Annotated in this window: 20 protein-coding genes and 3 pseudogenes; 13 read left to right on the top strand and 10 right to left on the bottom strand. The window is 59.0% G+C overall.

Features of this window, described 5'->3' with window-relative positions:
* Positions 1–2 precede the first annotated feature (2 nt).
* Positions 3–1,082, top strand: a complete 1,080-nt coding sequence (locus PP4_RS13345; RefSeq protein ID WP_016499713.1) for a 4-oxalomesaconate tautomerase — start codon at positions 3–5, stop codon at positions 1,080–1,082.
* Between the two features lie 265 nt (positions 1,083–1,347).
* On the opposite strand, the gene PP4_RS13340 is transcribed toward PP4_RS13345, so the two are convergent.
* The 3 genes from PP4_RS13340 to araD1 form a co-directional block, all read right to left on the bottom strand.
* The gene (locus tag PP4_RS13340; protein ID WP_016499712.1) at positions 1,348–2,901 is read right to left on the bottom strand and encodes a UxaA family hydrolase; all 1,554 of its coding nucleotides are present in this window, start codon (positions 2,899–2,901) and stop codon (positions 1,348–1,350) included.
* 27 nt (positions 2,902–2,928) lie between these two features.
* The gene (locus PP4_RS13335; RefSeq protein ID WP_016499711.1) at positions 2,929–4,254 is read right to left on the bottom strand and encodes an MFS transporter; all 1,326 of its coding nucleotides are present in this window, start codon (positions 4,252–4,254) and stop codon (positions 2,929–2,931) included.
* A 64-nt stretch (positions 4,255–4,318) separates the two neighbouring features.
* On the bottom strand, positions 4,319–5,317 hold the full coding sequence (araD1, locus tag PP4_RS13330) for an AraD1 family protein (protein WP_016499710.1): 999 nt from the start codon (positions 5,315–5,317) through the stop codon (positions 4,319–4,321).
* A 111-nt stretch (positions 5,318–5,428) separates the two neighbouring features.
* Here araD1 and PP4_RS13325 point away from each other — a divergent pair, with 111 nt between their 5' ends.
* The 5 genes and pseudogenes from PP4_RS13325 to PP4_RS29535 form a co-directional block, all read left to right on the top strand.
* Positions 5,429–6,346 carry a LysR family transcriptional regulator gene (locus PP4_RS13325; RefSeq protein ID WP_041167729.1) on the top strand — a complete coding sequence of 306 codons (918 nt, stop codon included), beginning with the start codon at positions 5,429–5,431 and terminating at the stop codon, positions 6,344–6,346.
* A gap of 870 nt (positions 6,347–7,216) precedes the next feature.
* On the top strand, positions 7,217–7,432 hold the full coding sequence (locus PP4_RS13320) for a hypothetical protein (RefSeq protein WP_016499708.1): 216 nt from the start codon (positions 7,217–7,219) through the stop codon (positions 7,430–7,432).
* A 318-nt stretch (positions 7,433–7,750) separates the two neighbouring features.
* Positions 7,751–14,377, top strand: coding sequence for a DUF3320 domain-containing protein (locus tag PP4_RS13315; protein WP_016499707.1), 6,627 nt, complete (start codon positions 7,751–7,753; stop codon positions 14,375–14,377).
* Positions 14,378–15,074: 697 nt separating this feature from the next.
* A pseudogene (locus tag PP4_RS29540) lies at positions 15,075–15,395 on the top strand (transposase); the annotation flags it as partial.
* Positions 15,386–15,799, top strand: a pseudogene (locus tag PP4_RS29535) (IS3 family transposase); the annotation flags it as partial. The pseudogenes PP4_RS29540 and PP4_RS29535, both read left to right, overlap by 10 nt.
* Here the strand turns inward: PP4_RS29535 and PP4_RS13300 are convergent.
* Positions 15,796–16,206, bottom strand: coding sequence for a hypothetical protein (locus PP4_RS13300; protein ID WP_016499704.1), 411 nt, complete (start codon positions 16,204–16,206; stop codon positions 15,796–15,798). The pseudogene PP4_RS29535 and the gene PP4_RS13300 overlap by 4 nt on opposite strands.
* Positions 16,207–16,517: 311 nt before the next feature.
* On the opposite strand from PP4_RS13300, the gene rfaD reads away from it, so the two are divergent.
* A complete protein-coding gene (rfaD, locus tag PP4_RS13295) occupies positions 16,518–17,543 on the top strand; it encodes an ADP-glyceromanno-heptose 6-epimerase (protein WP_016499703.1) in 1,026 nt (341 codons plus the stop codon).
* A 219-nt stretch (positions 17,544–17,762) separates the two neighbouring features.
* Here the strand turns inward: rfaD and PP4_RS13290 are convergent, their stop codons facing one another.
* Positions 17,763–18,650, bottom strand: a complete 888-nt coding sequence (locus tag PP4_RS13290; RefSeq protein WP_041167728.1) for a MerR family transcriptional regulator — start codon at positions 18,648–18,650, stop codon at positions 17,763–17,765.
* A gap of 154 nt (positions 18,651–18,804) precedes the next feature.
* Here PP4_RS13290 and PP4_RS13285 point away from each other — a divergent pair, with 154 nt between their 5' ends.
* From PP4_RS13285 to PP4_RS13265, 6 genes and pseudogenes are all read left to right on the top strand, one after another.
* Positions 18,805–19,251, top strand: coding sequence for a PAS domain S-box protein (locus PP4_RS13285; protein WP_016499701.1), 447 nt, complete (start codon positions 18,805–18,807; stop codon positions 19,249–19,251).
* A 250-nt stretch (positions 19,252–19,501) separates the two neighbouring features.
* Positions 19,502–19,648 (top strand): annotated as a pseudogene (locus tag PP4_RS28840) (SDR family NAD(P)-dependent oxidoreductase); the annotation flags it as partial.
* A gap of 6 nt (positions 19,649–19,654) precedes the next feature.
* Complete coding sequence (locus tag PP4_RS13280) at positions 19,655–20,902, top strand: NAD(P)/FAD-dependent oxidoreductase (RefSeq protein WP_016499700.1); 1,248 nt, start codon at positions 19,655–19,657, stop codon at positions 20,900–20,902.
* Complete coding sequence (locus PP4_RS13275; RefSeq protein WP_016499699.1) at positions 20,899–21,708, top strand: DUF1365 domain-containing protein; 810 nt, start codon at positions 20,899–20,901, stop codon at positions 21,706–21,708. The genes PP4_RS13280 and PP4_RS13275 overlap by 4 nt, the downstream gene beginning before the upstream one ends.
* Positions 21,683–22,945, top strand: coding sequence for an SAM-dependent methyltransferase (locus PP4_RS13270; RefSeq protein ID WP_016499698.1), 1,263 nt, complete (start codon positions 21,683–21,685; stop codon positions 22,943–22,945). The genes PP4_RS13275 and PP4_RS13270 overlap by 26 nt, the downstream gene beginning before the upstream one ends.
* Positions 22,945–23,433 carry a DUF2878 domain-containing protein gene (locus PP4_RS13265; RefSeq protein ID WP_016499697.1) on the top strand — a complete coding sequence of 163 codons (489 nt, stop codon included), beginning with the start codon at positions 22,945–22,947 and terminating at the stop codon, positions 23,431–23,433. Before PP4_RS13270 ends, PP4_RS13265 begins: the two co-directional genes overlap by 1 nt.
* On the opposite strand, the gene PP4_RS27970 is transcribed toward PP4_RS13265, so the two are convergent.
* From PP4_RS27970 to PP4_RS13245, 5 genes are read right to left on the bottom strand one after another with little or no spacing between them, the layout of a single operon-like run.
* On the bottom strand, positions 23,371–23,553 hold the full coding sequence (locus PP4_RS27970; RefSeq protein ID WP_080642791.1) for a DUF2256 domain-containing protein: 183 nt from the start codon (positions 23,551–23,553) through the stop codon (positions 23,371–23,373). The genes PP4_RS13265 and PP4_RS27970 overlap by 63 nt on opposite strands.
* Positions 23,550–25,076: a cryptochrome/photolyase family protein gene (locus tag PP4_RS13260; RefSeq protein WP_016499696.1), complete on the bottom strand. Its 1,527-nt coding sequence runs from the start codon at positions 25,074–25,076 to the stop codon at positions 23,550–23,552. Before PP4_RS13260 ends, PP4_RS27970 begins: the two co-directional genes overlap by 4 nt.
* An 8-nt stretch (positions 25,077–25,084) precedes the next feature.
* Positions 25,085–25,390 (bottom strand): DUF6482 family protein, encoded by a 306-nt coding sequence (locus PP4_RS13255; RefSeq protein ID WP_016499695.1) that lies wholly within the window; start codon positions 25,388–25,390, stop codon positions 25,085–25,087.
* Entirely contained in the window at positions 25,387–25,923 is a 537-nt protein-coding gene (locus PP4_RS13250) for a DUF3833 domain-containing protein (protein ID WP_016499694.1), read from the bottom strand. The genes PP4_RS13255 and PP4_RS13250 overlap by 4 nt, the downstream gene beginning before the upstream one ends.
* Before the next feature lie 10 nt (positions 25,924–25,933).
* A complete protein-coding gene (locus PP4_RS13245; protein WP_041168026.1) occupies positions 25,934–26,461 on the bottom strand; it encodes a chalcone isomerase family protein in 528 nt (175 codons plus the stop codon).
* Positions 26,462–26,575: the final 114 nt, after the last annotated feature.

Here is a 26,575-nt window from a genome sequence, read left to right as displayed (position 1 = left end):
ACATGGCCCAGACACGCATTCCCTGCCTGTTGATGCGCGGCGGCACCTCCAAGGCTGCGTGCTTTCTGGATAGCGACTTGCCAGACCAGGGCGAGCTGCGCGATCGGGTGCTGTTGGCCGCCATGGGCTCACCTGACAGTCGCCAGATCGACGGGGTAGGTGGCGCAGACCCGCTCACCAGCAAGGTCGCGATCATCAAGGCGTCACGCCGGCCCGACGCTGATGTGGATTATCTGTTCGCACAGGTGATCGTAGATGAGCCGCGTGTCGACTATGGTCAGAACTGCGGCAATGTCCTTGCTGCTGTCGGCCCTTTTGCGATCGAGCGCGGGCTGGTCACCGCGGCGGGGGAGGTCACGCCCGTTCGCATTTACATGGAGAACACCGGGCAAATGGCGGTTGCGTATGTGCGCACACGCGACGGCTGCGTCGACTACACCGGTGATGTGAAGATTGATGGCGTGCCGGGAGCCGGCGCACCGTTGATAATTGAATTCCAGGACATTGCCGGCTCCAGTTGTGGTGCGTTGCTGCCGACAGGCAACACGCAGGATGTGTTCGATGGCATCGCGGTCACCTGCATCGACAACGGTATGCCTGTGGTACTGATGCGCGCTGAGGCATTGGGCTGTAGCGGTTACGAGAGCCCGCAACAGCTGGAGGCCGATTCGGCGTTGAGAGGGCGGCTGGAAAGTATCCGACGGCAGGCCGGCCTGGCCATGAATCTTGGCGATGTCAGCCAGCGCAATGTGCCCAAGATGTGCCTGGTGTCCGCTGCTGCCTCGGGAGGTACGCTGAACACGCGTACCTTCATTCCTCATCGCTGCCATACCAGCATTGGCGTGTTCGGCGCTGTCAGCGTGGCGACGGCTTGCACGCTACCAGGGACGGTTGCTTCGCAAATTGCTGGCGTGGCACTTCAGGACCGCATGCGTTTGTCGATCGAGCATCCCACCGGAGAGTTCACGGTTGAAGCAAATCTTCAGAAGGGAGAGCTTCTGGGTTGCGGGTTGGTACGGACTTCCAGGGTTCTGTTTGACGGGGTCGTGTGTATTGCGCGGTCGCTTTGGGAAGGACGGTAGCCGTTCCCACAGGTAGCGCGTGACGCTGAAACTTGTGGTTTACCTGTGGGAGCGGGTTTGGTTGCAGGAACAACAGAGCCCAGGTGGAGGTATATCTGATTGTAATGCCCGCTGCCAAAATACGTAGGCAGCGGGCACGAGCCTGAAGCGATCTTTACTGAATCACGCCGTTATCAGGCGAGGCCTGGTTGCATGTGATCGACGCGATACCGTTGCAAAGGCCAATTGGCGTTTCATGCTGGCGCCATTGATGAAGGCTGGGGGATCAGGTGATGGCGCCGATCTGCCACGGCACGAACTCGTTCTGGCCGTAGCCATGCTGTTCGCTCTTGCTGCGCTCGCCCGAGGCGATGCTCAGCATCATCCGGTAGATGTGTTCGCCACGTTCTTCGATGGTCATGCTGCCGTCGGCAATGCCCCCGCAGTTGACGTCCATGTCCTCTTCCTGGGTTTCCCAAAGGCGTGTGTTGGTCGCCAGCTTGATTGAAGGCGAGGGTGCGCAGCCGTAGGCCGAGCCGCGGCCAGTGGTAAAGGCGATGAGGTTGGCGCCGCCGGCGACCTGGCCCGTGGCGGAAATCGGGTCGTAGCCGGGCGTGTCCATGAACACCAGGCCGTGGGCGCGCACCGGTTCGGCGTACTCGTAAACATCCATCAGGTCACTGGAACCGGCCTTGGCCACGGCACCCAGGGACTTTTCAAGGATGGTGGTGAGGCCGCCGGCCTTGTTGCCGGCCGAAGGGTTGTTGTTCAGCTCGGCGCCCATCCGCTGGCAGTAGGCCTCCCACCACTGGATGCGGGCGATCAGCTTCTCGCCCACCTGCTGGCTGACCGCACGGCGCGTCAACAGGTGTTCGGCACCGTAGATTTCCGGGGTTTCCGAGAGGATTGCAGTGCCGCCAGCTGCCACCAGGCGGTCGACAGCATTGCCCAGAGCCGGGTTGGCGGTGATCCCCGAATAGCCGTCCGAGCCCCCGCACTGCAGGCCCACCGTGAGGTGGCGGACGCAGACCGGCTGGCGTTCGACCTGGTTGGCTTCGGCCAGCAGCGACTTGACCTGGGCGATGCCGCTGGCAATGGTCTTGGACGTGCCGCCGGCGCCCTGGATGGTGAACGTGCGCAGTGCGTGGCTGCTTTGCAGGCCCTGGGCCGCCAGCAGGTCGGGAATCTGGTTGGTCTCGCAGCCCAGGCCGATCAACAGCACCGAAGCGAAGTTGGCATGCACGGCATAGCCGCCGAGGGTGCGGCGCAGCATCGCCAGCGCCTCGCCACCGGGGTCGACCGCGCAACCGACGCCGTGGGTGAGGGCGACCACGCCATCGACGTTGGGGTAGGGCGCCAACGCCTCGGGGTGGATGTCGCGGCGAAAGTGGTCAGCGATCGCCCGCGCGACCGTGGCCGAACAGTTCACCGAGGTGAGGATGCCGATGTAGTTGCGTGTGGCGACCCGGCCATCGGCGCGCACGATTCCCATGAAGGTATCGTCGTTGGGCGCCTGCTGGCCTTTGGCATCGACGCCGAAGGCGTAGTCGCGGGCAAATTCGCCCATCGCCAGGTTGTGCACGTGCACATGTTCGCCTGCGGCGATCGCCTGGCTCGCGAAACCGATGATCTGCCCATAGCGGCGCAGGGCCTGGCCCGCGCTAAGCGCGTGGGCAGCCACCTTGTGGCCCGCCGGGATCGGCTCGCGCACCACGATGCCCTCGTCCAGCAGCAGGCCTTCGGTCAGCGGCTGGCGTGCCACCAGCACATCGTCCAGTGGGTTGAGTCGGATCACGGCGTTGGCAGCGCTTGCACTGCCTGTTGTTGTAATGAGTTGCATGGTGTTCACCTCAATAGGGCGCGTGGCTCAGGCCAGCCCGCGCTCGCGGTAGTCGATCAGGCCAGAGAACAGCATCAGGCCGAAGGCCATGACCACGAAGAAGATCAGGGCCAGGAAATAGGAACCGGTGAACTGCACGATCAGGCCAATGAGGATCGGCACCAGTACGCCCACCATGTTGCCGCAGAAGTTCATGCTGCCGCCTAGCACGCCAGCTTTGGACTTGCCACCGAGGATCGCCGGCAGGCACCAGTACATGCCGCACCACCGGATGAAGAACAGCGCCACGCAGAGCAGGGCGATGACCAGGCCGGCATCCGGGGTGTAGGCCACCAGCAGGATGCACAGGGCGGCGACTGCAGCAGAGCCGGCGAACATGCTGCGCATGACGGTATTCGGCTGGCCGCCTTTTGCTTTCCACTTGTCGGAGATCCAGCCGCCAATCAGTTCACCAATGAAGCCACACATGAAGATCAGGAAAGTCGCACCGCCCATCGCCTTGATATCCAGGTTGTGTGCCTGGTGCAGGTAGCTGGGCATCCAGGTCAGCAGCCCGTAGAACACGCTGTTGTAGCAGGCATAGCCAGCAAACATGCACAGTACCGAACGGCTCTTGAGCAACTCCTTGAGCACCGCCTTGCGGTTGCCGTTGGCCTTGCTCGCGGCGTCGTTGGCCTGGGTGATGTAAGCCAGTTCAGCGGCGTTGACTTGCGGGTGCTCGCTGGGGTGGTTGCGGATGTACCACCAGGCCCAGATACCGGCGGCCACCGTGCCGACCCCGGCGACGATAAAGGCGATGCGCCAAGAGTCGAACCAGGTAATCAGGCCCGCGATGATGATTGCGCCGAATGCGGTGCCCAGCGGCGCGCCGCCGTCGACCAGCGTGGCACCGCGGCCACGCTCGTTAGGCGTCAGCCAGGCACCATTGAGCTTTGCGCCGGCGGGCATGATCGGCGACTCGGCCACGCCAAGGCCAATGCGCGTGACCAGCAAGGTAATCCAGTTGTGAGCAAACCCGCCCAAGGCCTGGAAGGCACCCCAGCCGATGGTTGCGACGCCAATGATATTGCGCACCTGGAAACGGTCGAGTAACACACCGGCAGGAATCTGCATCAAGGCGTATGACCAGAAGAACGCGCTCAGGATCAAGCCTTCGAGCGCTGGAGTGAGTTCAAACTCGGCGGAAATCAACGGCAGCGCCACGGACAGCGAAGCGCGGTCGATGTAGTTGATCGCTGCCAGTAGCAGCAGGATCAGGAATATACGCCAGCGCACGGTGGTTGGCTTGGCGCTGTCGGTGTTGGCAGTCGCCAGGGCCGACGCGGGGGCCGGAGGGTAGGGGGTGTTGTTCATGCTCATCTCACTTTTGTGATTGTTATGAAATGCTGCGGCGGCGCGGCCCTGCGCCACCGTAGGGTCAGAGCGTCTTCACCGCGCCGGGTGAGATGGCCGCAGGCGTCTCGCTGATGCCGTTTCGCAGTGGGGCGCCGAACTCCGCCAGGCTGATTTCGAACACATCGCCCTCGACGGCCTTGACCTGGTCGGCAAACGACAGCGTTGCAGTACCGAAGAAGTGGATGTGCACATCACCGGGGCGCAGAAACTGGCTGTACTTGAAATGGTGGTACTCGAGATTCTCCAGCGAGTGGCACATGTTGTCCTCACCGCTGAGAAAATCCTTTTCCCAGATTACCCGGTCACCGCGCAGTATCCGGCTGGTGCCCTGCAGATGCCGTGGCAACTCGCCCACTCGCAGTTCGGGGCCGAATGAGCAATTACGCAGCTTGGAATGCGCCAGGTACAAGTAGCTACGCCGCTCCATCACGTGGTCGGAAAACTCGTTGCCGATGGCAAAGCCCAGCCGGTAAGGCAGGCCATCTTCACCGATCACGTACAGCCCAGCCAGTTCCGGTTCTTCACCCGCGTCCTCGGCAAAGGCGGGGGGCTGCAAGGCTTGCCCTGGGCGGACGACGATCGAGCCATCACCCTTGTAGAACCACTCTGGCTGCGCGCCGGCGCTACCTGCGGGGGGACGGCCACCTTCAATGCCCCACTGGAACATGCGCGCGGTGTCGGTGAGCGCCGCCCCATCATCGATTTTTTGTTGGTGCATCTTGTCGCGGGTGGAGGCACTGCCCAGGTGCGTGAGCCCGGTTCCGCTGATCAGACAGTGTGCCGGGTCTTCGTGGTCGAGCGGTGGAAGGACCCGACATTCACTCAACGCAACGCTGTAGCGCTGCTCGGTGCTGTCCAGACCGCGTTCGAGCACCTCAGCGGCGAGACTGCGCTGGTTGCGGATGGCAGCGAGGGCCAGTTCTCGCAGATGCGTGGTGTGGCGCACAACCTGAATCAGGTCGCCTTCCACTACGCCGACATGGCGCTGGGCGGGTGCGGTTTCAAATTGGATCAGGCGCATGCTGGCTCCGGTTTGCTGTTGTGGGGAAGCACTTGCCAGCCACTTTAAATTTCCATGGCATTGCTGCCTAATGAGAGCTGTGGACTGCCCGATAACTTTTAGTGATCCCCTATGCTGCCATCATTAAGCTCCATGGCTTCGCGCCTTCGTTTACGCCAACTGCGCCTGTTGATCAGCCTTGACGAACTGGGCTCGATACACAAAGCCGCAGAGGCGATGTCGATCACCCAGCCTGGCGCCACCAAGGCGCTTAATGAAATTGAGTCGACCCTTGGCGCAGTACTGTTCGAGCGGACCAGCAAAGGGCTCGAAGCCAATGACCTGGGCCGCTGCGTGGTGCGTTATGCGCGGTTGATTGGCAATGACCTTGCGCATCTGCGTGAAGAGATGCTGGGCATTCTCCAAGGACATGGGGGACGTTTGTCGGTGGGCACCATCATGGGCGCCGTGCCGATCATGGTGGAAGGCCTGGCGCGTTTGCGCGAGAACCAACCGGACCTATCAGTATCGGTGGTAGAGGACACCAGTGACCGTTTGCTCAACCTGCTCGACCAAGGGCGTGTGGATGTGGTGATTTGCCGAACCAGCGTCAGCCCGAGACCTGCAGCCTATGAGAGCCGGGTTAAACACCAGGAGCAGTTGGTGCTGGTGGCAAACCCGGCGCATCCGCTGGCAGCCTGCGCTGAATTGACGCTTGAGCAATTGGCGCACTCGCGTTGGGTGGTGTTCCCGGTGAACATGCCGATGCGTCTTACCCTTGAGCGCGAGTTTCGCGAGGCAGGCTTGAGCTTCCCGCAGTATCCCATTGAAACTTCGTCGACTTTCACGACGCTGTCCATGCTCATGCAAGATCGCGATCTGCTTGCGGTGATGCCGTGGGATGTCGCCAGGATGGCCCTGGACCACGGCATGCTGGTGCGGTTGCCGCTGCAACTCAAGTCGCGAAGCGAGCCTTACGAGGTGGTGACTCGAGTGGGTGTCGAGCTGAGTAAGCCTGCGCAGGTGCTGGTAGACATTCTGATGGACTAAACGCCTCGAGACAGATCGGACAGCGTGGTGCAAGTTGATGAGAAATCGCGCACAAAAGAAAGCCCGCTGCTAGGCGGGCAAGGTCTATCACACGTAGGGATAGCTCAAGAATGCGCAACCACGCGTGAAAATTGCGTGAATGAAAAGTCCTTGAGATGTCATGAACGTGCTGCTCTTTGGTATTTCAGGCGCCATGCTCACAGGTGCTTCCTGAAGGCTGATTGTCCACGCGCCATGTTGAAGGAGGGGCCTTGCAAGCAACATCCAGCTTAAGGGGCAAGCGATACCAGCCAGACACATCTACCTAATATGACATTTAACAAGTGGGCGATGTCAAATGTTCATAAGCCACTCACGGGCCGGAGATTACTGACTCAAAGTCCTCGAAACGAATGCGGCCGTTCATCGATTGATGTTTATAAAACTAGCTTTATTGGCCTCAGTGCAAGACAAAGAGGTGCCTACGAAGCTCAGGGCGATTCAGAACCTGTTCCGCAAGTATCTCGGTATCGCCAATTGATGTATTCAAATTGAAGGGCGAGTCCTTGATCAGCAACCTGGCTGATCGAGGAGAATTTTTCACCAGCACGATTTAACCAAGCCGCAGAGTGTGGCTATAAAATCGCTACTGAGCCTGATCGAACAGCGCCGCGGTGGCCTTGAGCACTAGCGCTGTTGAGGCGATGAAGCGGTACTACGAAGCGTAGGTCTTCCACAGGAGGTCATTTTTATGCTAATGATGGCACTGCGCCACTGTTCGATGTGCAAGCTGCGCCTCAAAATGTCTATTTGCAGCCAAGCTAGCCCAGCCTCCAACCACTCTGCGCAGAACTTACCAGACCGTTTCCTCTGCTTTGAAAAGGAGTTTTTATGAGTACTGAAAATATTGAGACGCTTCTAGAGCGGCTTGTCGCTATCAATGAAGAGGTTTCACAAAAGCTAGATGATATAAAATATGATTTATCGGAAATAAAAAATGAGCTGAACTGGGTTGGTGAACATTCCTATGCAAAAGTTGTGTATGACGGCTTGAATAACATTGAGATGAGATTGATAGGTATTGAGTCCAATACATCTAGCTTATAGTTCGCTGGAATGTTTTAGGTGGCTGGCTTTCCTTGAACTAGTCAGTCTTGATGTGACTTTTTGCAGTTTTGTGCCACTTTTGAAAAACCTTTGATACTAATTTTTTACACCCGATAGAGCTGATAGGTCTGTGGCAAGTCAGGATGCATCTGCGCTTTGCTGCAGATCGCAGCTGAACAGATTAAGCATCAGCGAACGACCAAAGGATCATTACGCCTGAAGCAGGAAGCGCTATCATCCCGCCATCAGCTCAAGAGGATCCCTTCGCGGCCGGTCTGTCCGGCACTCCCTTGAGCATCACAACAAGGAAGGTTGCGCATGGACGACATCGTTCAGCCCCCCGCTGCTCCAGAAGAAATCCCACCTAAAGAAGTCAAGATCCTTGCCACCCTTGTGGCGAAGCTGAACCTTGCCGACTTCCAGAACGCCATTCCCGTAATTCGCGAACTTCGTATAGCGAACGAGACCGAAGACCGTTTCGTTAATGCGACCCTGACATTGACCTCAGAACCTGAGGTGTTCAAGGCCAAGGTGTGGCGGATCGACGAGATTGGGGCAGATAGCTTCCGGATCATTCCTGGTCTTGATCTGGTCTTGGACGGCCCGTTGCTTAGTCGTCTGACCGAAGCTGAGCTGTCGACATTCACCTTCGTGCTTGAGGCGGACGACAAGGAAGCCGAGAGCGGCAGAAAGGAGGTCTCCCGTTTTGAGCAAGTCGTAGACCTTCTGCCCCGAAATCAGTGGGGTGGGTTGCGGCATATTCCTGACATGACGGCTGCCTTCGTGCAGCCGAATGATGCGGCAGTTGAACGACTCTTGAAGCAGACGGCTGAGTTGCTTCGCCAAAGTGAACTGTGCTCATCGCTGGATGGTTACGAGGGTGGCGCGAAGCGAGCTTGGCAGCTGGCGTCTGCGGTCTGGAGCGCCGTCGCACGGATGAAGCTCGACTATGCATTGCCGCCGGCAAGTTTTGAACAGTCAGGTCAAAAGGTGCGAAGCCCAAGCCAGATTGCCGATACTGGTTTGGCAACCTGCATGGATCTTACCCTGCTATTCTGCGCTGCCCTGGAGCAAATCGGGCTGAACCCAGTCATCGTGTTCACCCGCGGTCACGCTTTCGCGGGGTTGTGGATGAAGCCCGAGGAATTCACTACTGCCCTTGTCGATGATGTGACGGCGGTACGCAAGCGGGTGAAGCTGCGGGAACTGGTTCTATTTGAAACGACGCTCAGTACGCAGAATCCTGTCCCAACCTTCTCTTACGCAGTCGAGAGAGGTGAGAAGCAGATTGCCGAAGACGCGGACAGCGAATTTGAAATGCTGCTCGACATTCGCCGGGCTCGACTGCAACGGATCAAGCCACTCGCAAGTGCTGAGGCTCAGATCGCACGGATTGCTGATGAGGTTCCGGTGGACTCTCCGACGCTCCTGGTCGAGGACGGGGCTGGAATCCCTGATGAGATCCACGAGGTAGTGGTCGAAGACCTTTCCAAGCTCGACCCAGCAGACCGACTTGGCCGGTGGCAGCGCAAACTCCTGGATCTCTCGCTTCGAAACAACCTCTTGAACTTCAAGACAGGCAAGCGGGCGCTGAAGCTGGAGTCCCCAGATCCAGGAGCCCTCGAGGACGTATTGGCCAGTGGTCAGTCGCTGAAGCTGCTCACCCGCCCAGACCTCATGGATGGTGCTGATCCGCGGGAGCGCGCTCTGTATGAGCAACGTGAGCGTGAGGATGTTCGTCGCCGGCATGCCGAGGATGCCCTCAATCGCAGAGAGGTGTTTGTTGCGCTGACATCCAACGAGATGGACGTTCGACTCACCGAACTGTACCGAGGTGCTCGTACAGCGCTGCAGGAAGGCGGCTCCAATACGCTCTTCTTGGCCATTGGCTTCCTGAGTTGGACACGCGAGGACAGAGCAGGGCAGAAGTACAAGGCGCCATTGGTTTTGATACCGGTTACGCTGGAGCGCAAGAGCGCTCGCTCCGGATTTACCATGGTGCTTCACGATGATGAGCCGCGCTTCAACCCCACCCTGATTGAGATGCTTCGACAGGATTTCGAATTGGGCTTGGGGTCGCTGGAGCACGAATTGCCTCGGGACGATTCTGGACTTGATATCGCCGGTATTTGGAACAAGGTTGGCCATGCCATCAAGGACATCCCAGGTTGGGAGTTGAGCGAAGACGTCGTGCTGTCGATGTTCTCGTTTGCCAAATACCTCATGTGGAAGGATCTGGCCGAGAGCGCTGAGCACCTGCGGCAGAGCCCAGTCGTTCAGCACCTTCTGGATACCCCACGCGATTCGTTCGTTTCGGATACACCGTTCCCAGAGGCGCAATCGCTGGATCGCGACTACGGCCCGACAGACGTTTTCTGCCCGCTGCCGTCTGACTCATCTCAGTTGGCTGCAGTGATGGCTGCAGCCAAGGGCAAAGACTTTGTGCTCATCGGCCCACCCGGTACTGGCAAGAGCCAGACGATTTCCAACATGATCGCCCAGTCGATTGCCCAAGGGCGTCGCGTGCTGTTCGTCTCGGAGAAGATCGCCGCGCTGGATGTCGTGTACCGTCGCTTGCGTGAGATTGGCTTGGGTGAGTTCTGCCTCGAGTTGCACTCAAGCAAGGCTCGGAAAACTGATGTGCTGGCCCAGCTGCAGTCCGCTTGGGAGGCAAAAGGGCAGGTCGATTCCGCTGCATGGGAGGTTGAGGCTCAGCGTCTCGCAACGCTGCGCGACAGCCTGAACATTTACGTCGAGCGACTGCACCGGCGCCATCGCAACGGTTACACCATCTACGATGCGATTGGCACGGTCACTTCGGGTGTCGATGAAGCTGTTGCCCCTGTTGGCTGGGCGTCACCTGACACGCATGACCACAAGGCCATGCTTGAGCTTCGTGAATTGGGCGATCGCCTCGAAGTGAACGCGCAGGCTGTGGGCTACAGCCTGCTTGCTGGTAATGCGTTATCCGCAGTTGGTCAAGCGGAATGGTCACCTCATTGGCAACAACAGTTCGTGCAGGCGGCTCGTGATGTGTTGCCTGCCGTCTTGGATGTCCAGTGTGCGGCTGATCGGTTCGTTGAGTTGGCTGGGCTCCTAGCTTCGGAATACACCCCGGGTGCACTGGAGGGGCTGTCAGTCCTTTCCCAGGCACTACCCGCGGCAGCAGGACAGGATTGGCGCTTCGCGTTGCGGCCTGAAGCCCGCTCCATTTCTCAACGGCTGAGCGATGGCTGTGCGTGGGTTGAACAACATCGAGAGCTAAACGCTAAGCTTTCGCCGCTCTGGACTTCTCGCGTTGTGGCGGATGCGAAGCAGGGTATTGACCTGCTGCAGCAACGTCGCACCATATTCGGTGAGCTCAGCCCGGCCTGGCCGGAAAGTGTCACCGATGTGCTTGCTCAGGCGGTGGCACTGCTTAGCCAAATAGTAGAGCTCAAGCAGCAGCTCAGTGCGACCTATGGCGATACGATCGAATCGCTCGACATCGATTTGTTGCTGAGAGAGTGGAAGGAGGCTGAGGAATCGTTCTGGCCAAAGTCCTGGTTCGGTAAGCGTCGTATCGCAGGTTTGCTAGCCCCGACTCAAACCTCTGCAGGCGAGGCCGATCAAGGTAAGGATTTAGCCACCTGGGCAGAAATACGTGCCGTGCGCCGCGCTATTGATGAGCTTGAGCCAGGGCAAGAGTGCGTTGCCGTTTGGCAAGGTTCTAAGTCTGACGCTGAGAAGCTTTCGACGTCGATCAAACTTCAAGAGGCCATTCGGCTCCAGCAATCAGACTCGGACTGGATCGATGATGGGCTCCAGTTGGTCGAGCAAGGCCAGCTCGGTGATGCATTAAAGGAAGAACTGCGACGGCTTCGCACGCTGACTCGCCTTGATAGCGATATGGGTGCCTTGTCCGACCTTGGCTCGAGCACTCAGCAGCTTTGGTGCGGCAAGGACACTAACATTGAACTCCTTACTGCAGCGCTGTGCTTCCAGGCTGAGCGTCGGGATATCGAAGAACGTGGTCGCCTTGTTGATGATCACCCAGAAGTGCAGGAGGGCCGCTGTGGAGCCTTGCTGAAAGGTGACTTCGATCTGTTGAAGGAGCGGGCAGCGGTTGAACGTGATCTGTCCGACCTGGCTGACCTGCGAGAACTGGTACCGGTCTGGAGTGACCTGAAGACCAAGCTTGAGATTGCACGTCAGGCTGTGGTGTTCCAAGGGCAGGTAGCAACTGCTGTTGCGAAGCTCGCGCTGAACCCGGAGCAGATTGCAGCTTACAAGGCTCCCCTTCAAACGCTCTTGGGCGATGGCAACGCTTTGCTAGAGCCTGAAGGTGCGATAGCTCTCGCAGGCGTTGGCCTGCGCGAAAAGCTTGCGTTGTTGCAGGAGCGTTCATCGCATCTGACTTCGATCGGTCACTTCACCGAGGCCGGTGCTGATGAGACCTCACACCTTTCGTTGAATGACCTCAAGAAAAATTGCGAAACCGTAGTTTCGTCCGAGGCACGACTCAAGGCATGGTGTGCCTGGAGGAAGGTGCGCGATGAGGCCTTCGCCGTTGGCCTCGCCCCAATTGTCCAGGCCATGGAAAGCGGAGCCATCACCTCCGGAAAAGTCCGCCGCGTCTTCGAGGTGAATTATGCTCGCTGGTGGCTGAATACCACTGTCGATAACGAGGAAGTGATCCGGACATTTGTCAGCGTTGAGCATGAACAGCGTATTCGCGATTTCCGAGCGCTGGATGACAAGTTCACCGAGCTGACGAAGGACTGGCTCCGTGCTCGGCTGTGTGCTGACCTGCCAAGTCAGGACAGCGTGAGCCGCTCTTCAGAGTGGGGCTTGCTGCGTCATGAGATGGGCAAGAAAACCAAGCATATTCCATTGCGTGAGTTGATGACCCGGGCACCAGAAGCCCTCACCAAGCTGACGCCTTGCTTGCTGATGAGCCCGCTCTCGATTGCCCAATACCTGCCGCCAGCCTCAACCCCGTTCGACCTCGTCATCTTCGATGAGGCCTCTCAGATTCCGGTCTGGGATGCAATTGGTGCGATGGCGCGAGGAAAGCAGGTCGTGATGGTAGGTGACCCGAAACAGCTGCCGCCGACCTCGTTCTTTGACCGGGCTGAGTCTACTGCTGATGATGAGGATGTCGAAGCGGATCTCGAGAGCATCCTGGATGAATGCATCAGCGCGAACCTGCCGATGCGCAACCTGAACTGGCATTATCGCAGCCGTCACGAGAGCCTGATCGCGTTCTCCAACCAGCGTTACTACGGCTCGAAGCTGGTGACGTTCCCTTCGCCATTCACGGCTGATAAGGCTGTGAGGCTGTGTCCAGTTGCTGGTGTTTACGACAAGGGCGGCTCACGTACCAACCTGATTGAAGCAAGAGCCCTAGTTGCTGACCTTGTTGCTCGCCTTCAGTCACCGGCCTTCCGTGAGAGCCGTCGTACTGTGGGAGTGGTCACGTTCAACGGTGAGCAGCAGAAGCTCATCATGGACATGCTCGATGAGGCATGCCGGAGGGATCCGTCGCTCGACTCGTACTTCGCTGAGTCTGAGCTCGAGCCTGTGTTCGTGAAGAACCTGGAAAGTGTCCAGGGCGACGAGCGGGACATCATCTATTTCTCGACCACCTACGGAAAAGACGCTGCCGGCGGGATGTCTATGAACTTCGGCCCGATGAACCGTCCAGGTGGCGAGCGCCGACTGAACGTTGCAATTACGCGTGCTCGCCAAGAATTGGTGCTGTTCTCGACCCTCCGCCCAGAGCACATTGACCTTGCTCGGACGCAAGCCGTCGGGGTGCGTGACCTGAAGCATTTCCTCGAATTTGCTGAACGTGGGCCGCAGGCCTTGGCTGAAGCTAATTTCGGTAGTGTGGGTGGATTCGATAGCCCATTTGAAGAGGCAGTCGCTGCTGCCTTGGCCAAGAAGGGTTGGCAGATCCATACCCAGATTGGTGTCTCTTCCTTCCGAGTAGACTTGGGGGTTGTGCACCCTGATGCTCCAGGGCGCTTCCTAGCCGGTGTCGAGTGCGATGGGGCTACCTATCACCGCAGTGCGACTGCGCGTGATCGCGACAAGCTGCGTGAGTTTGTGCTGCGTGGACTTGGCTGGGAGATCGTTAGGATCTGGTCGACCGACTGGTGGGTTGATGCCGTGGGAACCGCAGAAAAGGTGCATCAACGTCTCACCGAACTGCTTGCCGAATCGAGGGCCAAGCAGGCGGTCATCGATGCTGCCCATGAGGCTGAGCGCCTAAAAGTCGATGCTGCCATGGCTGAAGTCATTGAGGTTGTGGATCAGGTTGCTGTTGTAGCTTCGACTTCAGCTGCCGGAGCCAATGATCCGTCTGGTGCAATGCCAGAGTTGAAATACGCCAGAGCTGCCGCGGCTCAAGCAGCAGAAGATACCGTGATTCCTTATGTGCCAGTAGAGCACCTGGTTTACAAGGAAGCAGACCCTGCCGAGGCTGTGAAGGCGGTTGATCCAGACAGATTCTTCGAAGCGAGCTACACGGCTACCTTGGAACAGATGATTGCCCATGTGGTGGCAGAGGAGGGGCCTGTGCTCGATATGGCGCTTGCACGGCGTATCGCGCGTGCTCATGGCTGGGTCAGAACGGGCTCGCGCATTCGTGATCGCGTCGATCAAATAGCGCGGGCACGATTCCGATCTCATGAAGAGGAGCAGGCAGGAACATTCTTCTGGCCGACTCATCTCGAGTCGGATATGAACGTTGTCTTTCGTAGGCCCGGTGATGACGATGCCATTCGCCCACTTGCTGAAATCTGCTTGCCCGAACTAGGTGCCTTAGTAGATGAAATGACTAAGCATGGTCACGTAGGAGAGGGGCTGGTTTACGCAGTAGCCAAGGAAGCCGGGGTCGGTAAGCTTGCCCACGCGGGCCGTCAGCGTATCGAAAAAGCGATAAAGCGGATCGCAGAGTGATACTCGATAGGGCGCATTACCAGCGCCCCTTATCGATTCAGGGTGTAGCACTGTTGCTTCGAATTGTGCCGCGCCTGTGTACACACGAAGGCTAATTTGCAGTGGCAGAACAGGTCAGCAGCGAGATCGTATGCTGCTGACCTGTAAACCGTCATTTGCCGCGCGGTTTGCCAGCATCGCTCCGTTTATCGCGGACTTGACCGTCCTTGTTGCGAGACCGTGGTTGTTCACCACCGCCAGGCTTTGGAACGTTCACGTTGGGGTTGAGAGGGCGACGATCTGTCATACGGAATCTCCTTCATCCAGCAATGTGAGATACATGAGGTTTTCAGTAAATCGCGAGCCGCGCAGAAAGGTTTTCACACATCATATGGTGGTTTTCCTTGCTGCAAGACACAACATAGTGCGCTCCGCTGGTGTTCGCAAGTGTTTTGGATCCCTTTAAATTTCTAAATTTTTACGCCCGTGCAGTGTGCCGACTGTTCGACGGCATATGCTAATGTGCCATCACGCATTCGGTATGGAGCATCGTGATGGGTTGGAAAGGAACTGTAAGATCGCTGCAGGCATCAGCCAGACGAGCTGAGCGCAACGCTCATCGTCGGCAGCGTGAACTCGAGAAGCGGCAAAAAGTGTAGTGGTCTACTAACCCCGGACAACCATTTTGGCGAGAATGCTCGCCACAGAGAGGTGTCCGATGACCAAGCAACGCCGTACCTTTACCCCTGAGTTCAAGCGCGAAGCCGCCTGCCTGGTGCTCGATCAAGGCTACAGCCATGCCGAAGCGGCCCGTTCGCTCGGCTTGGTGGAATCGGCCCTGCGTCGGTGGGTTAATCAGCTTCAGCAAGAGCGTGGCGGCATCACGCCGGCCAGCAAAGCGCTGACGCCAGAGCAGCAAAAAATCCAAGAGTTGGAAGCCCGGATCACGCGCCTTGAACGCGAGAAATCGATACTAAAAAAGGCTACCGCGCTCTTGATGTCGGAAGATCTCGAGCGTACGCGCTGATCCGCCAGCTAATTGGTTGGTCAATGAAGCCAAGGATGTGCAGCGACCTGGCTATCGACGCAATGTTGATGGCTGTGTGGCGACGCAAGCCACAGCAGCAAGTGATGATTCACTCAGATCAAGGTAGTCAGTTCAGTAGCTCAGATTGGCAAAGCTTCTTGAAGGCTAACAATGTAATCAGCAGCATGAGCCGGCGGGGAAACTGCCACGGCAATGCCGTAGCCGAGAGCTTTTTCCAGCTTTTGAAGCGGGAGCGAATCCGACGAAAGATCTACACAACCCGTGAAGAAGCCCGAAGTGATATTTTCGATTACATCGAGATGTTCTATAACCCTAAACGCCGACACAGCAGTGCTATGCAGCTGTCTCCCGTAGAGTATGAGAAACGCTATTTCTTGAGCTTGGAGAGTGTCTAGGAAACCAGGGGCGATTCATACTGCTTCAACTGCCGCAGGTACTGGTCACGGGTGTGCGGATCTATCGGTGGAAGAGATGCCATTGCAGTTGTGCCGATTCGGGCGACTAGATTATCCGCCTGGCGGCCGCTTTGGAGCCAGAGGGAGTAACCGTCCAGTAGTGCCAAAATCGTCTCGAAGTGACAGGCCAGGATGGCCTCATCGATATCCAGCTCCCGGCTTTTGGCATAGGTGTAGAAAGCCTGGATCGCACGCAGGTGCGCTGCGACGGTGTTGTATGCACGATGCTTGAATTTGAGCTGGACGTAGATAAATGGGACCAGCTTGGGCAGGGGCGCCGCTGAACCATCCTGCACAAGCACTGGCACGCGCTGACCTGACGAGAAATGACACTGAACCAGCTTCATTGGCAGACACCTCATTCAAGGTCTCGCCATGAACACGAAACACATGGCCCGTAGCAAGACTAGGCGTCCAAACCGAATTCGTCGAATCAGTGACTTACGTGGGTTATGAACATATCGGACATAGCACCTTGTTTAACATAATATGCATTATCCGAACCTTCGTATTTTACCGCTGCACCGTGGTTGCCCAGATGGTGAGCCTGCTCAAGGCCCTCATGCGTCGAACCCGGTTCATTCGTTGACCCAGGTTAAGGTTGGCTCTTGTTCCCTTGATTAAAATGCGGGCACCGTACCCTCACGGGGAATCTGTCATGACCATCATCGTAACCGGTGCCGCAGGATTCATCGGTAGCAATCTCGTACAGGCGCTCAACCAGCGCAACGAAACCGAGATCATCGCCGTCGACGATCTGACCGATGGCGACAAATTCCGCAACCTGGCCGACAGTGAAATTGCCGACTACCTGGACAAGGACGATTTTCTCGATCGCTTTGCTTGTGGTGAGTTTGGCAACGTGCGTGCTGTGCTGCACCAGGGAGCGTGTTCAAGCACCGTCGAAGCTGATGGACGTTTCATGATGGATAACAATTACCGGTTCAGCCGTGAATTGCTGGCGTCTGCGCAGCAACAACGGGTCCCGCTTTTATATGCGTCATCGGCAGCTGTGTATGGCGCCGGGCAGGATTTTCGCGAAGAACGTGAATGTGAGCGCCCGCTAAACGTCTATGGCTATTCCAAGTTCCTCTTTGATCAACAGGTACGCCGGCAGTTGATGACAGCCAGGAGCCAGGTCGTCGGCTTGCGTTATTTCAACGTCTACGGGCCCCATGAACAGCATAAAGGTGCGATGGCGTCAGTGGCCCTGCACTGCTTCAACCAGTACCAGTCCCATGGAAAAGTCAGCCTGTTCGGCAGCTATGGTGACTATCCCGGCGGTGGCCATCTGCGTGATTTCGTCTCTGTGGATGATGTGGTCAAGGTCAATATGTTCTTCCTTGAGCGCCCACAGTTGAGCGGTATCTTCAATGTCGGCAGTGGTCGCGCCCAGCCGTTCAATGACGTTGCCTTGGCTGTGATCAATCGGCTGCGTGAGCAACAAGACCAATCGCCCTTGTCACTTGAGATTGCCTTGCTTGAGGGGGTGCTTGAGTACAGCGAATTTCCTGATCATTTGCGTGGCAAGTACCAGTGCTACACCTGTGCTGACCTGGAGCGCTTGCGCGCTGCCGGTTACCAGGCGTCCACATTGACCGTCCAGCAAGGCGTGGCCCGCTACTGCGACTGGTTGCAGGGTATCAAAAGCCCGCCGCCTGCTCCGTTCCAGCAGACGGCGTAAGCTTGATATTGCTTGCATTTAGAGAAAACCAGTGATTTTATCTCTGTGTTTTTCGTTGTTTGGGCAACAATTGCTGATAACTACACTAAATGTCTATTTAGTGTAGTTATTGACGTGCTGTTCTTCAAAACGCTTACGAGCCATCTGCCCTACTCTTCACGACCTCAAATTAAACAACCGCTGCGGACGCTCAGCCAGTCTGGGGGGAAAGCCCCTCGGTCAAACGTCAAGAGCCCCCCGGTGCAAGGCGTTCAGCATGCGCGCGGCGTCGGCGCCCCCCTCGTCCAGCAGGCATAGCGGAATTCCGCTCAGGGCGGGTTGCGAATCGACCAGCCCCTCGCCTATCAGGGCCAGCGGGCACGCGATTTCCATCTGCAACGACCGCAAGCGCTTGGCCAAGCCGGGGCCCACCGGCACCTGGACTTTTATCACCAGTGCCGCAGGCTGCATGGCCGCACAGACGATGGGTAGCTCTTCAAGTGGCTGCCCGCAACCGAGCACGTCGATACGCTGTAGCTCACTGCTCAACAGTAGCCCGGCGCACAATACACTGAGTTCGGCTTGCCCCTCGCTACCCGCTAGCAAAACCTGCGGCGCATCGACCTGGTTGACCTGCAGGCGCAGCAGCAAGCGGGCGCGCAGGAAAGTGTCGAGAAACAACCACTGGCTGCGCTGGCCTGGCGCAGTGCCTGAAGCCAGGTCATGCCACACTGGCATCAGCACTTCACGCAGCACGGTGGCCTTGGGCAAGAGTGTGAACAACTGACCATGGATCCCCTCCAATGCCGGCCGATCGAATGCCTTGGTTGCGCGCACAACGGCAGCGCGCCAATCGTCAAAGGCCGAATGCTGCTGCACAGACGCCTCAGGCTGGGCTGCGAGCAGATCACCGACCTTGCTGACGGACAGGCCGCTTGCTGTCCAGCGCAAGATGTCGCGTATGCGCTGTACATCCCGCGCCGTGTAGAGTCGGTGGCCACCCTCGGTGCGCTGCGGACGTATCAACCCATGGCGCCGCTCCCAGGCACGCAGGGTCACCGGATTGATGCCGGTCAAGCTGACAACATCGCGCATAGGTAGCAAATCAGGTGGGGTAGCGTCAGTCATAACGAGGGGATATCCGAGTGGTAGGCCATTCTAAACCCATATGCACCTTCTGCGGCGAGCCTCCTTGGTCCATCATGCAACAAACAGCGCCGATACCTTCTGCACAGAAGCTACGCTGCGCATATCGCATACAAAACGCCTGTAGGTGGGCCCTATGATCACCGCGAAACTCCTGCAACTGATGGTCGAGCATTCCAACGATGGCATCGTCGTCGCCGAGCAGGAAGGCACTGAAAGCATCCTGATTTACGCCAACCCCGCCTTCGAGCGCCTGACCGGCTATTGCGCCGACGATATCCTCTATCAGGACTGCCGTTTTCTTCAGGGCGAAGATCATGACCAGGCGGGCGTGGCAACCATCCGCGAGGCGATCCGCGAAGGCCGCCCCTGCTGCCAGGTGCTTCGCAACTACCGCAAGGACGGGAGCCTGTTCTGGAATGAGTTGTCCATCACGCCCGTGTACAACGAAGCGGACCAGCTGACGTACTACATCGGTATTCAGCGCGACGTCACCGCGCAGATATGCGCCGAGGAGAAAGTACGCGCGCTGGAGGCTGAAGTGGCTGAATTGCGCCGGCAACTGGGACAGATAGAGCATTGACAAAAACCTATACAAGATCGTCTCTCTGTATAGATTAATGCTTGGCTTTCAGCTATACCTGTACAACAAACAACTTTTGTACAGGATTTCCTGAGGCCCAGCATGCCAGCGTACCTACAGCAATTCGTCGTGCGCCTCGCCAGGTTCGATGGGGCTAACATCGACACGCGGGAAAAACTGTACGACGAGCTAAGACCATGGCAAGGCTACCTGCACTGGACGCTGCAGTTTTGCCACCCACGCCTGGCCCGCGGTCACCCTGGTCAACCCTGGCTTCGTCGACACGCCACTCATATGTCCCGGTCTTTTCACATTGGTGATGCGCCTGTCAGGGGCACTACCCGCGCGCCTGCGTTTGGCACTCGGCCAACGCCTCGCCCGTCATGAACAGGAATGATGATCCATGCGTATCGCAATCATCGGCAGTGGCATCGCGGGGCTGACCTGCGCCCATCTGCTGTCACGCAAGCATGAAGTAACGGTGTTCGAAGCCGAGCAATGGATCGGAGGGCACACGCACACGCTCGATGTGGTCTGGAAGGGCCAGCGTCATGCAATAGATACCGGCTTCATCGTTTTCAACGACTGGACCTACCCCAACTTCATACGCTTGCTCGACCAGCTCAAGGTCACCTCGCAGCCGACCGAAATGAGTTTTTCCGTGCATGATCCGGCCATTGGCCTGGAGTACAACGGTCACGATCTGAACACACTGTTTGCTCAACGCCGTAACCTGGTGTCGCCAGGTTTCTGGGGCATGATAAGGGATATTCTGCGCTTCAACCGCCAGGCGCTGGCCGACCTGGACAACCAGCGAATCGATACAGACACCACCTTGGGCGCCTACCTTCGGACACAGCGCTACGGGCAGCGCTTCATCGACCACTATATCGTGCCGATGGGGTCTGCGATCTGGTCGATGTCCCGCGCCGACATGCTCCATTTTCCCCTTGAGTTCTTCGTCCGTTTCTGTCGCAACCACGGCTTGCTGTCGGTCAACCAACGGCCGCAGTGGCGGGTGGTTGAAGGCGGTTCACGCAGCTATGTCGCGCCGCTGTGCAGACCGTTTGCTGAACGCATACGCCTCAACTGCAAGGTATCCCGGGTCAGCCGCGACGAGGGAGGCGTGACTCTGGTGAGCGCGGCCGGCACCGAACGCTTCGACAATGTGGTGTTCGCCTGCCACAGCGACCAGGCTCTTGCGGTATTGGAAACCCCAACCATGCTGGAGCGCGCTGTACTCAGCGCCATTGGCTACGCCAGCAACGATGTGGTGCTGCACACCGATACCCGCCTGCTGCCACGCCGCAAGAGCGCCTGGGCCAGCTGGAACTACCGCCTGGGCGGCCCCGAGCAGGCTCCCGCCGCGCTGACCTACAACATGAACATCCTGCAAGGAATCCAGGCGCCGACAACCTTCTGCGTAAGCCTCAACCAGACCGCACTGATAGACCCGGCGCAGGTGATCGCGCGCTTCCAGTATGCCCATCCGCAGTACAGCATTGCCGCGTCCGCTGCACAGGCGTGCCAGGCACAACTGCAGGGTCAGCAGCACAGTTACTTCTGTGGCGCTTACTGGGGCAACGGCTTTCATGAGGACGGGGTGGTCAGCGCGCTGAAAGTGGCTGCGCACTTCGGAGAGCAATTGTGAACAGCAGCCTTTGTCTGGGCTGGATCAGTCACCGTCGGCTGACCCCGCGGCGCCATGCTTTCCGTTACCGGATTGGCATGTTCTACGTGGACCTGGACGAACAAGCCTGGCTCATGGGCCTGTCACGCTGGCTGGGGCGCTGGCGCCTGGCACCGCTGTGCTGGCGCGAGACCGACTACCTGCCAGCGCAGACCCGGCACGGCAAAACCCTGGCACAGGCAGCACGCTTGCTGGTGTGTCAGGCCACTGGGCATATGCCCGAAGGCCCGGTACGGCTGCTCACGCAACTGCGTTGCTGGGGGCTGTCGTTCAATCCGGTGAGCTTCTATTTCTGCCACGACCGCGACGGCTGCCTGACGGCAATCCTGATGGAGGTGCGCAACACCCCGTGGCGTGAGCGTTTTCATTACGTACTGCCGGTGCAAGAGAACATTGCCAAGCCGTTCACCGTGGCCAAGGCCTTCCATGTTTCACCGTTCATGCCGGTGGACATGGACTATCACCTGCGCTTTTTCCTGAGCGCAGACCATGTACGCATCCACATGCAGAACTGGCAGGACGGCCACAAGGTGTTCGAGGCCGACCTCGCCCTGCACCGTCAACCACTGGATGGAACTGCACTACGTCGATATGTCATGACCTTCCCATGGATGAGTCTGCGCACTGTCTCGGCCATCTACTGGCAAGCGTTACGCCTGCTACTCAAACGCACCCCCGTGCATGACCACACCACCAGCCAGAATGACCTGGCGCTGGGCCAACCTTGCGAGGACCCTGATGATGTCAAATCCCACACTGAGCGTTAGCAAGTTCGCAGGCCTTGCGCCCTTGCTCGGCGGTCTGGCACGCAGCGCCGTGCTCGCCCAGCTGGGCAAGCTTCGCCACGGCCACCTGCGCCTGCTCTGCCACGGGCAGCAGTGGAGTTTCGGTGATGTCGACAGCCCGTTGCAGGCCGAGGTGGAGATCCTCGATGACGCCTCCTGGAGCCTGATCGCCGGCAATGGTTCGATCGGTGCTGGCGAGGCCTACATCCACGGCTATTGGCGAAGCCCCGACCTGGCGCTGGTGACCCGCCTGTTCGTCGCCAACCTTGAAGTGCTCGACGCGCTCGAGGGTGGCCTGGCCCGTTTCGGCCGCCCTGCCCTGCGCCTTCTGCACCGGCTCAACCGCAACAACAGACGCGGTGCCCGGCGCAATATTCTGGCCCATTACGACTTGGGCAACGCCCTGTTCGAGCGGCTGCTGGACCCCACCATGATGTATTCGGCGGCCCAATTCGAACATGCTGGGCAAACACTGGAGCAAGCCCAGTTGCACAAGCTGGAGCGCATCTGCCAGAAGCTTGAACTGCACCCCGACGATCACCTGCTGGAAATTGGCAGCGGCTGGGGCAGCCTGGCAATCCACGCGGCCACCCGTTACGGCTGCAGGGTCACCACCACAACGCTCTCCGAGGCCCAGTACAGCCATACCCTGGCGCGTGTTCGGGCCTTGGGGCTTGAGCAGCGCGTGAAGGTGCTGCGCGAAGACTACCGCGACCTGCAAGGTACCTTCGACAAACTGGTTTCGATCGAAATGATCGAGGCAGTCGGCCATCGTTACCTGCCTGCGTATTTCCGCCAATGTGCCTCGCTGCTCAAGCCCGACGGCCTGATGCTGCTGCAGGCGATCACCATCCGCGACCAGCGCTATGCCCAGGCGCGGCGCTCTGTCGACTTCATTCAACGCTATATTTTCCCAGGTGGCGCCCTGCCTTCGCTAAGCGTGTTGCTCGACACCGCCAGCCGGCACACCGCACTCAACCTCGTGCACATGGAGGACTTCGGCCAGGACTATGCCCTCACCCTGCAGCACTGGCGTGAAAACCTGCGCCTGGCGCGCACGGCACTGACGGACCTGGGCTACGACGACATGTTCCAGCGCCTGTGGGAGTTCTACCTGTGTTACTGCCAGGGCGGTTTCGAGGAACGCACCATCGGCGTTGCACACCTGCTGTGGGCAGCGCCACTGGCGCGTCGCGCTCCATTGCCTGACGGTGCCTGATGCCGGGGCGCTGGCTCGTCGCCAATGCCGTCTGGTTACAGGCAGGCTGGTGGATCTGCGTGCTAGGCGCCGAACGCCCCTGGCTATTGCTCCTGGTGATTGCAGGTGTGGTGGTGCACCTGCGCCTGTGCCCGGATGTTAACGCTGAGGTCAAGGCGCTGTTGCGCGTCACCTTGGCCGGGTGTGTGCTCGATAGCACGCTGGGGGCGCTGGGCGTGTTCGGTTTCGACGGCTGGCCGCTGCCACTGTGGCTGGCGCTGCTGTGGCTGGTGCTGGCCAGCGGCATGCGCCACAGCCTGGCATGGGCCGGCAGGCACTGGCAGATCGGTGCGCTGATCGGGGCACTCGGCGGCCCCTTGGCCTACGTAGGCGGCGCAAGGGTTACACAGGTCGCCCTGCCGTTGGGCACGCTGGAAACCGGCCTGCTACTGATGCCGATCTGGGCGTTGGCCCTGCCCCTGCTCGCGCGCCTCGCGGCGCGGCGCTGACCTACGGCATCGCTCGGAGCAGTAGCGCACCTGCTCCCAACAGCGTGCCCAGCGCTTTCGCCAGTTGAACGGCCGGCCACACACCACGCAGACCTTGCTGGGCAAAAGACTCTTTTTCATAGCGGCTGCCGCGCATCAAGCTGCGCCAACAGCGCCTGGCCACGCTGCCACACAGCGTCGCGCCGGCTAGCCGTCATGCCATCCAGGCTGCGATACACCAGGGTCAAACGCGGGTTCGTCGACAGCAGCGGACGATGGCGGATAAGAAAATGCCAGTACAGGGCATTGAACGGGCAGGCATCGTCCTCGATTACATGATCGACCTTGTAACTGCAAGCCTTGCAATGATCGGACATGCGCTGGATGTATCGACCACTGGCGCAGTACGGCTTGGACCCCAGGTATCCGCCGTCGGCGTGCATCACCATGCCAAGCGTGTTGGGCAGCTCGACCCAGTCGAAGGCATCCATGTACACCGCCAGGTACCACTCGCAAATCGCGGTGGGCACGATACCTGCCAGCAAAGCGAAGTTGCCGGTCACCATCAGCCGCTGGATATGGTGCGCGTAGCCCAACCGCAGGGTCTGCCCGATGGCTTGCTCCATGCAGCGCATGCGGGTGCGCCCGGTCCAATAGAATTCAGGTAAAGCTCGGTCGTTGCCCAGGTGATTGAGCCCGGCATACTCCGGCATGCGCAGCCAGTAGATACCGTGCACATACTCGCGCCAGCCGATCAACTGGCGAATGAAGCCCTCAGCTGCATTAAGCGGCACCCGCCCCTCGCGCCAGGCCTGGTCGACCTCCTCACACAGGCATCGCACATCCAGAAGCCCGATGTTGAGCGCCGCACTGATGCGCGCATGGAACAGGTATGGCTCGCCCTCGGCCATCGCGTCCTGGTAGTCGCCGAATGCCGCCAGGCCAAAATCCAGAAAATGCTGCCACAGCTGATGTGCCTCGGCATGGGTCACGGGGTAGTCAAAGCCGTCGATGTCCCCGTAGTGGTCGCTGAAGCGCCGACGGACCAGGGCGACCACCGCTGCCGTGATCCCGTCCTGCGCGAAATGCGCAGCGAACGGCCCACGCAACTGGCGAGGTAATGGCTTGCGGTTTTCACCATCAAAGTTCCAGGCCCCACCTGCCGGGCTGCCGTCCGGCTCCATAAGCAGCCCGGTTCGCTTGCGCATGCCACGGTAGAAGTGCTCCATACGCAGTTGACGACGCTCATGGGCCCAGCGCGCAAAAGCTTCGCGGGAGCACAGAAAGCGCGTGTCGCGATGCCACACGAGGGGCAATGCGGCATCATGCAAAGCCTGCTCCAGGCGCCACTCTCCGCACTCGGTCAGGTGAATGTGCGTGGCGCCCAAGGCGTGTTGCCAGCGGTGCAACTCGCCAACGATGCTGCCGCTATTGCCGTCAGCATCGAGCTCGACGTAATGCACCTGCCAACCCCGCTCACGCAGGGCCTGGGCAAAGTGCCGCATGGCGCTGAAGATGAGCACGATCTTGAGCGGATGATGCGGCACATAGCGGGCTTCACCCTCCACCTCCGCCATCAGAACAGCATCGCGGGCGGGGTCAAGGGCAGCTAGGCTCGCCAGGTCGAACGACAGCTGGTCACCCAGCACAAGGCCCAGGCGCATCGTTCAGGCTACCATTGGCTGGTGAGCGTTACCGGTACGCGCAGCGGCGCAATGGGGCCGTCACGTTGCCCGCACATCTCATCATGCACCACCTGCTGTACCAGCATGCACGGCACGGTTGGCAGGTCGGCCAACAGCTGGCGTAGCTCGGTAGTGGAGCGCACGCGAACGGGCTGCCCATGGGCATCGCTCAATGTCACAGGGCCGGCGTCGGTCAACGCACGCAGGAGGTAGAAGCCACCCTCCAGCGACAGCAGTTCAAGTTCCTTTGCTTCGCCGGTCGAGACCAGCTGGGTAAGCGCGATCAGGTTCATGGTGTACCCTCTGGCAGGCGGCGGAAGAACAGGGTGATCTGGCCGATTTCAACGCCCAGCTTGCTCATGCTTGAACGGTTGATCAGGGTGTCGTCATCCATGAGGTACATCCAGTCGTCCAGGTCTACCTGCCAGTGCCGCCCGTCCACTGGCAGGTCCAGCTGGTACCGCCATCGCAGCGCGTTACCCGCCACTTCGCCGCGCGCCTCGCCGATCACGTCCCCCGCGGTACCGCGCCAGCGCCCCGGGCCGTCTGGCACAAGTGTCCATGTACGCTGCTGGCGAGTGCCATCACTGTAGAGAAAATGTTCGTCGAGGATCAGCCGCTCACCCTCGCGGCGGCTGTCGATACGTACGTGGAAGCGCTTGACCACTTCGCCGGAACACTTCTGGAACATCCCCCAGGCCTGCACCGGTCGCGAGAAGAATGCGGCCAGGTCCAGTTTCGGTTGCTCCTGGGCATAGTGCTCAACACCGACATTGCCACAGCTGCCCAGAAGCAGGCACGACACCAGCAACAGCACTTTGTACATGTCATGTTCCTCAGTCGTTACCAGCCAGCCCAAGCAGGCGCTGGCGCAGTTGTGTATCCCGGGCTCCGGGGTCGAGCCAGATGGCAAAAAACGCCTTGGCAAAGACCGGGTCGGCGATTTCGCGGCTGAATTTACCGTCGACGTAAAAGCGGCAGCCCTGCCCCGGCAGGTACAAGCCGGTAATGCGCATGCCGGGGTGCACATCCACGAATGCCTCTTCAAGCCCATGGGTCCACGCCGTGCGTTGTTGCGGCGTTATGCTGCTACCGTTGAGGCGGCGCATTTCCTCAAGGCTGGCCTGTACCAAGGTGCCCCTGGACAAGGAGCGGTGGTAGAGCAGCTCAAGGGCGAATGGCTGGTTCCAATCATGAACTTGCCCTGCCGTCCATAATTGCGCTGTATATAGACGCAGACCAAACCAGGTGAACTCACCACTCCCAAGCCGTTGCGCCCCAGTAAGATCCGCCCTCCAGTCCGCCACCGTCGAAAAGGCAGCCAGTAGCAGACAGAGGCAAGCCCAACGAGCACGGTGCGCCATACTGACCTCGATCACGCGTAAATACTGTACAACGATAGCATCTTGTATAGATATTGCGTTAATACTGCATAGGTTTTTCATGCGCAGCGCCAGATCAGGCCTCATGGCAGGCTG

The organism is Pseudomonas putida NBRC 14164 (assembly GCF_000412675.1).
Taxonomy (GTDB): domain Bacteria; phylum Pseudomonadota; class Gammaproteobacteria; order Pseudomonadales; family Pseudomonadaceae; genus Aquipseudomonas; species Aquipseudomonas putida.
The sequence above is the reverse complement of the archived record's forward strand: the minus strand, read 5'-3'. Positions and strand labels throughout refer to the sequence as shown.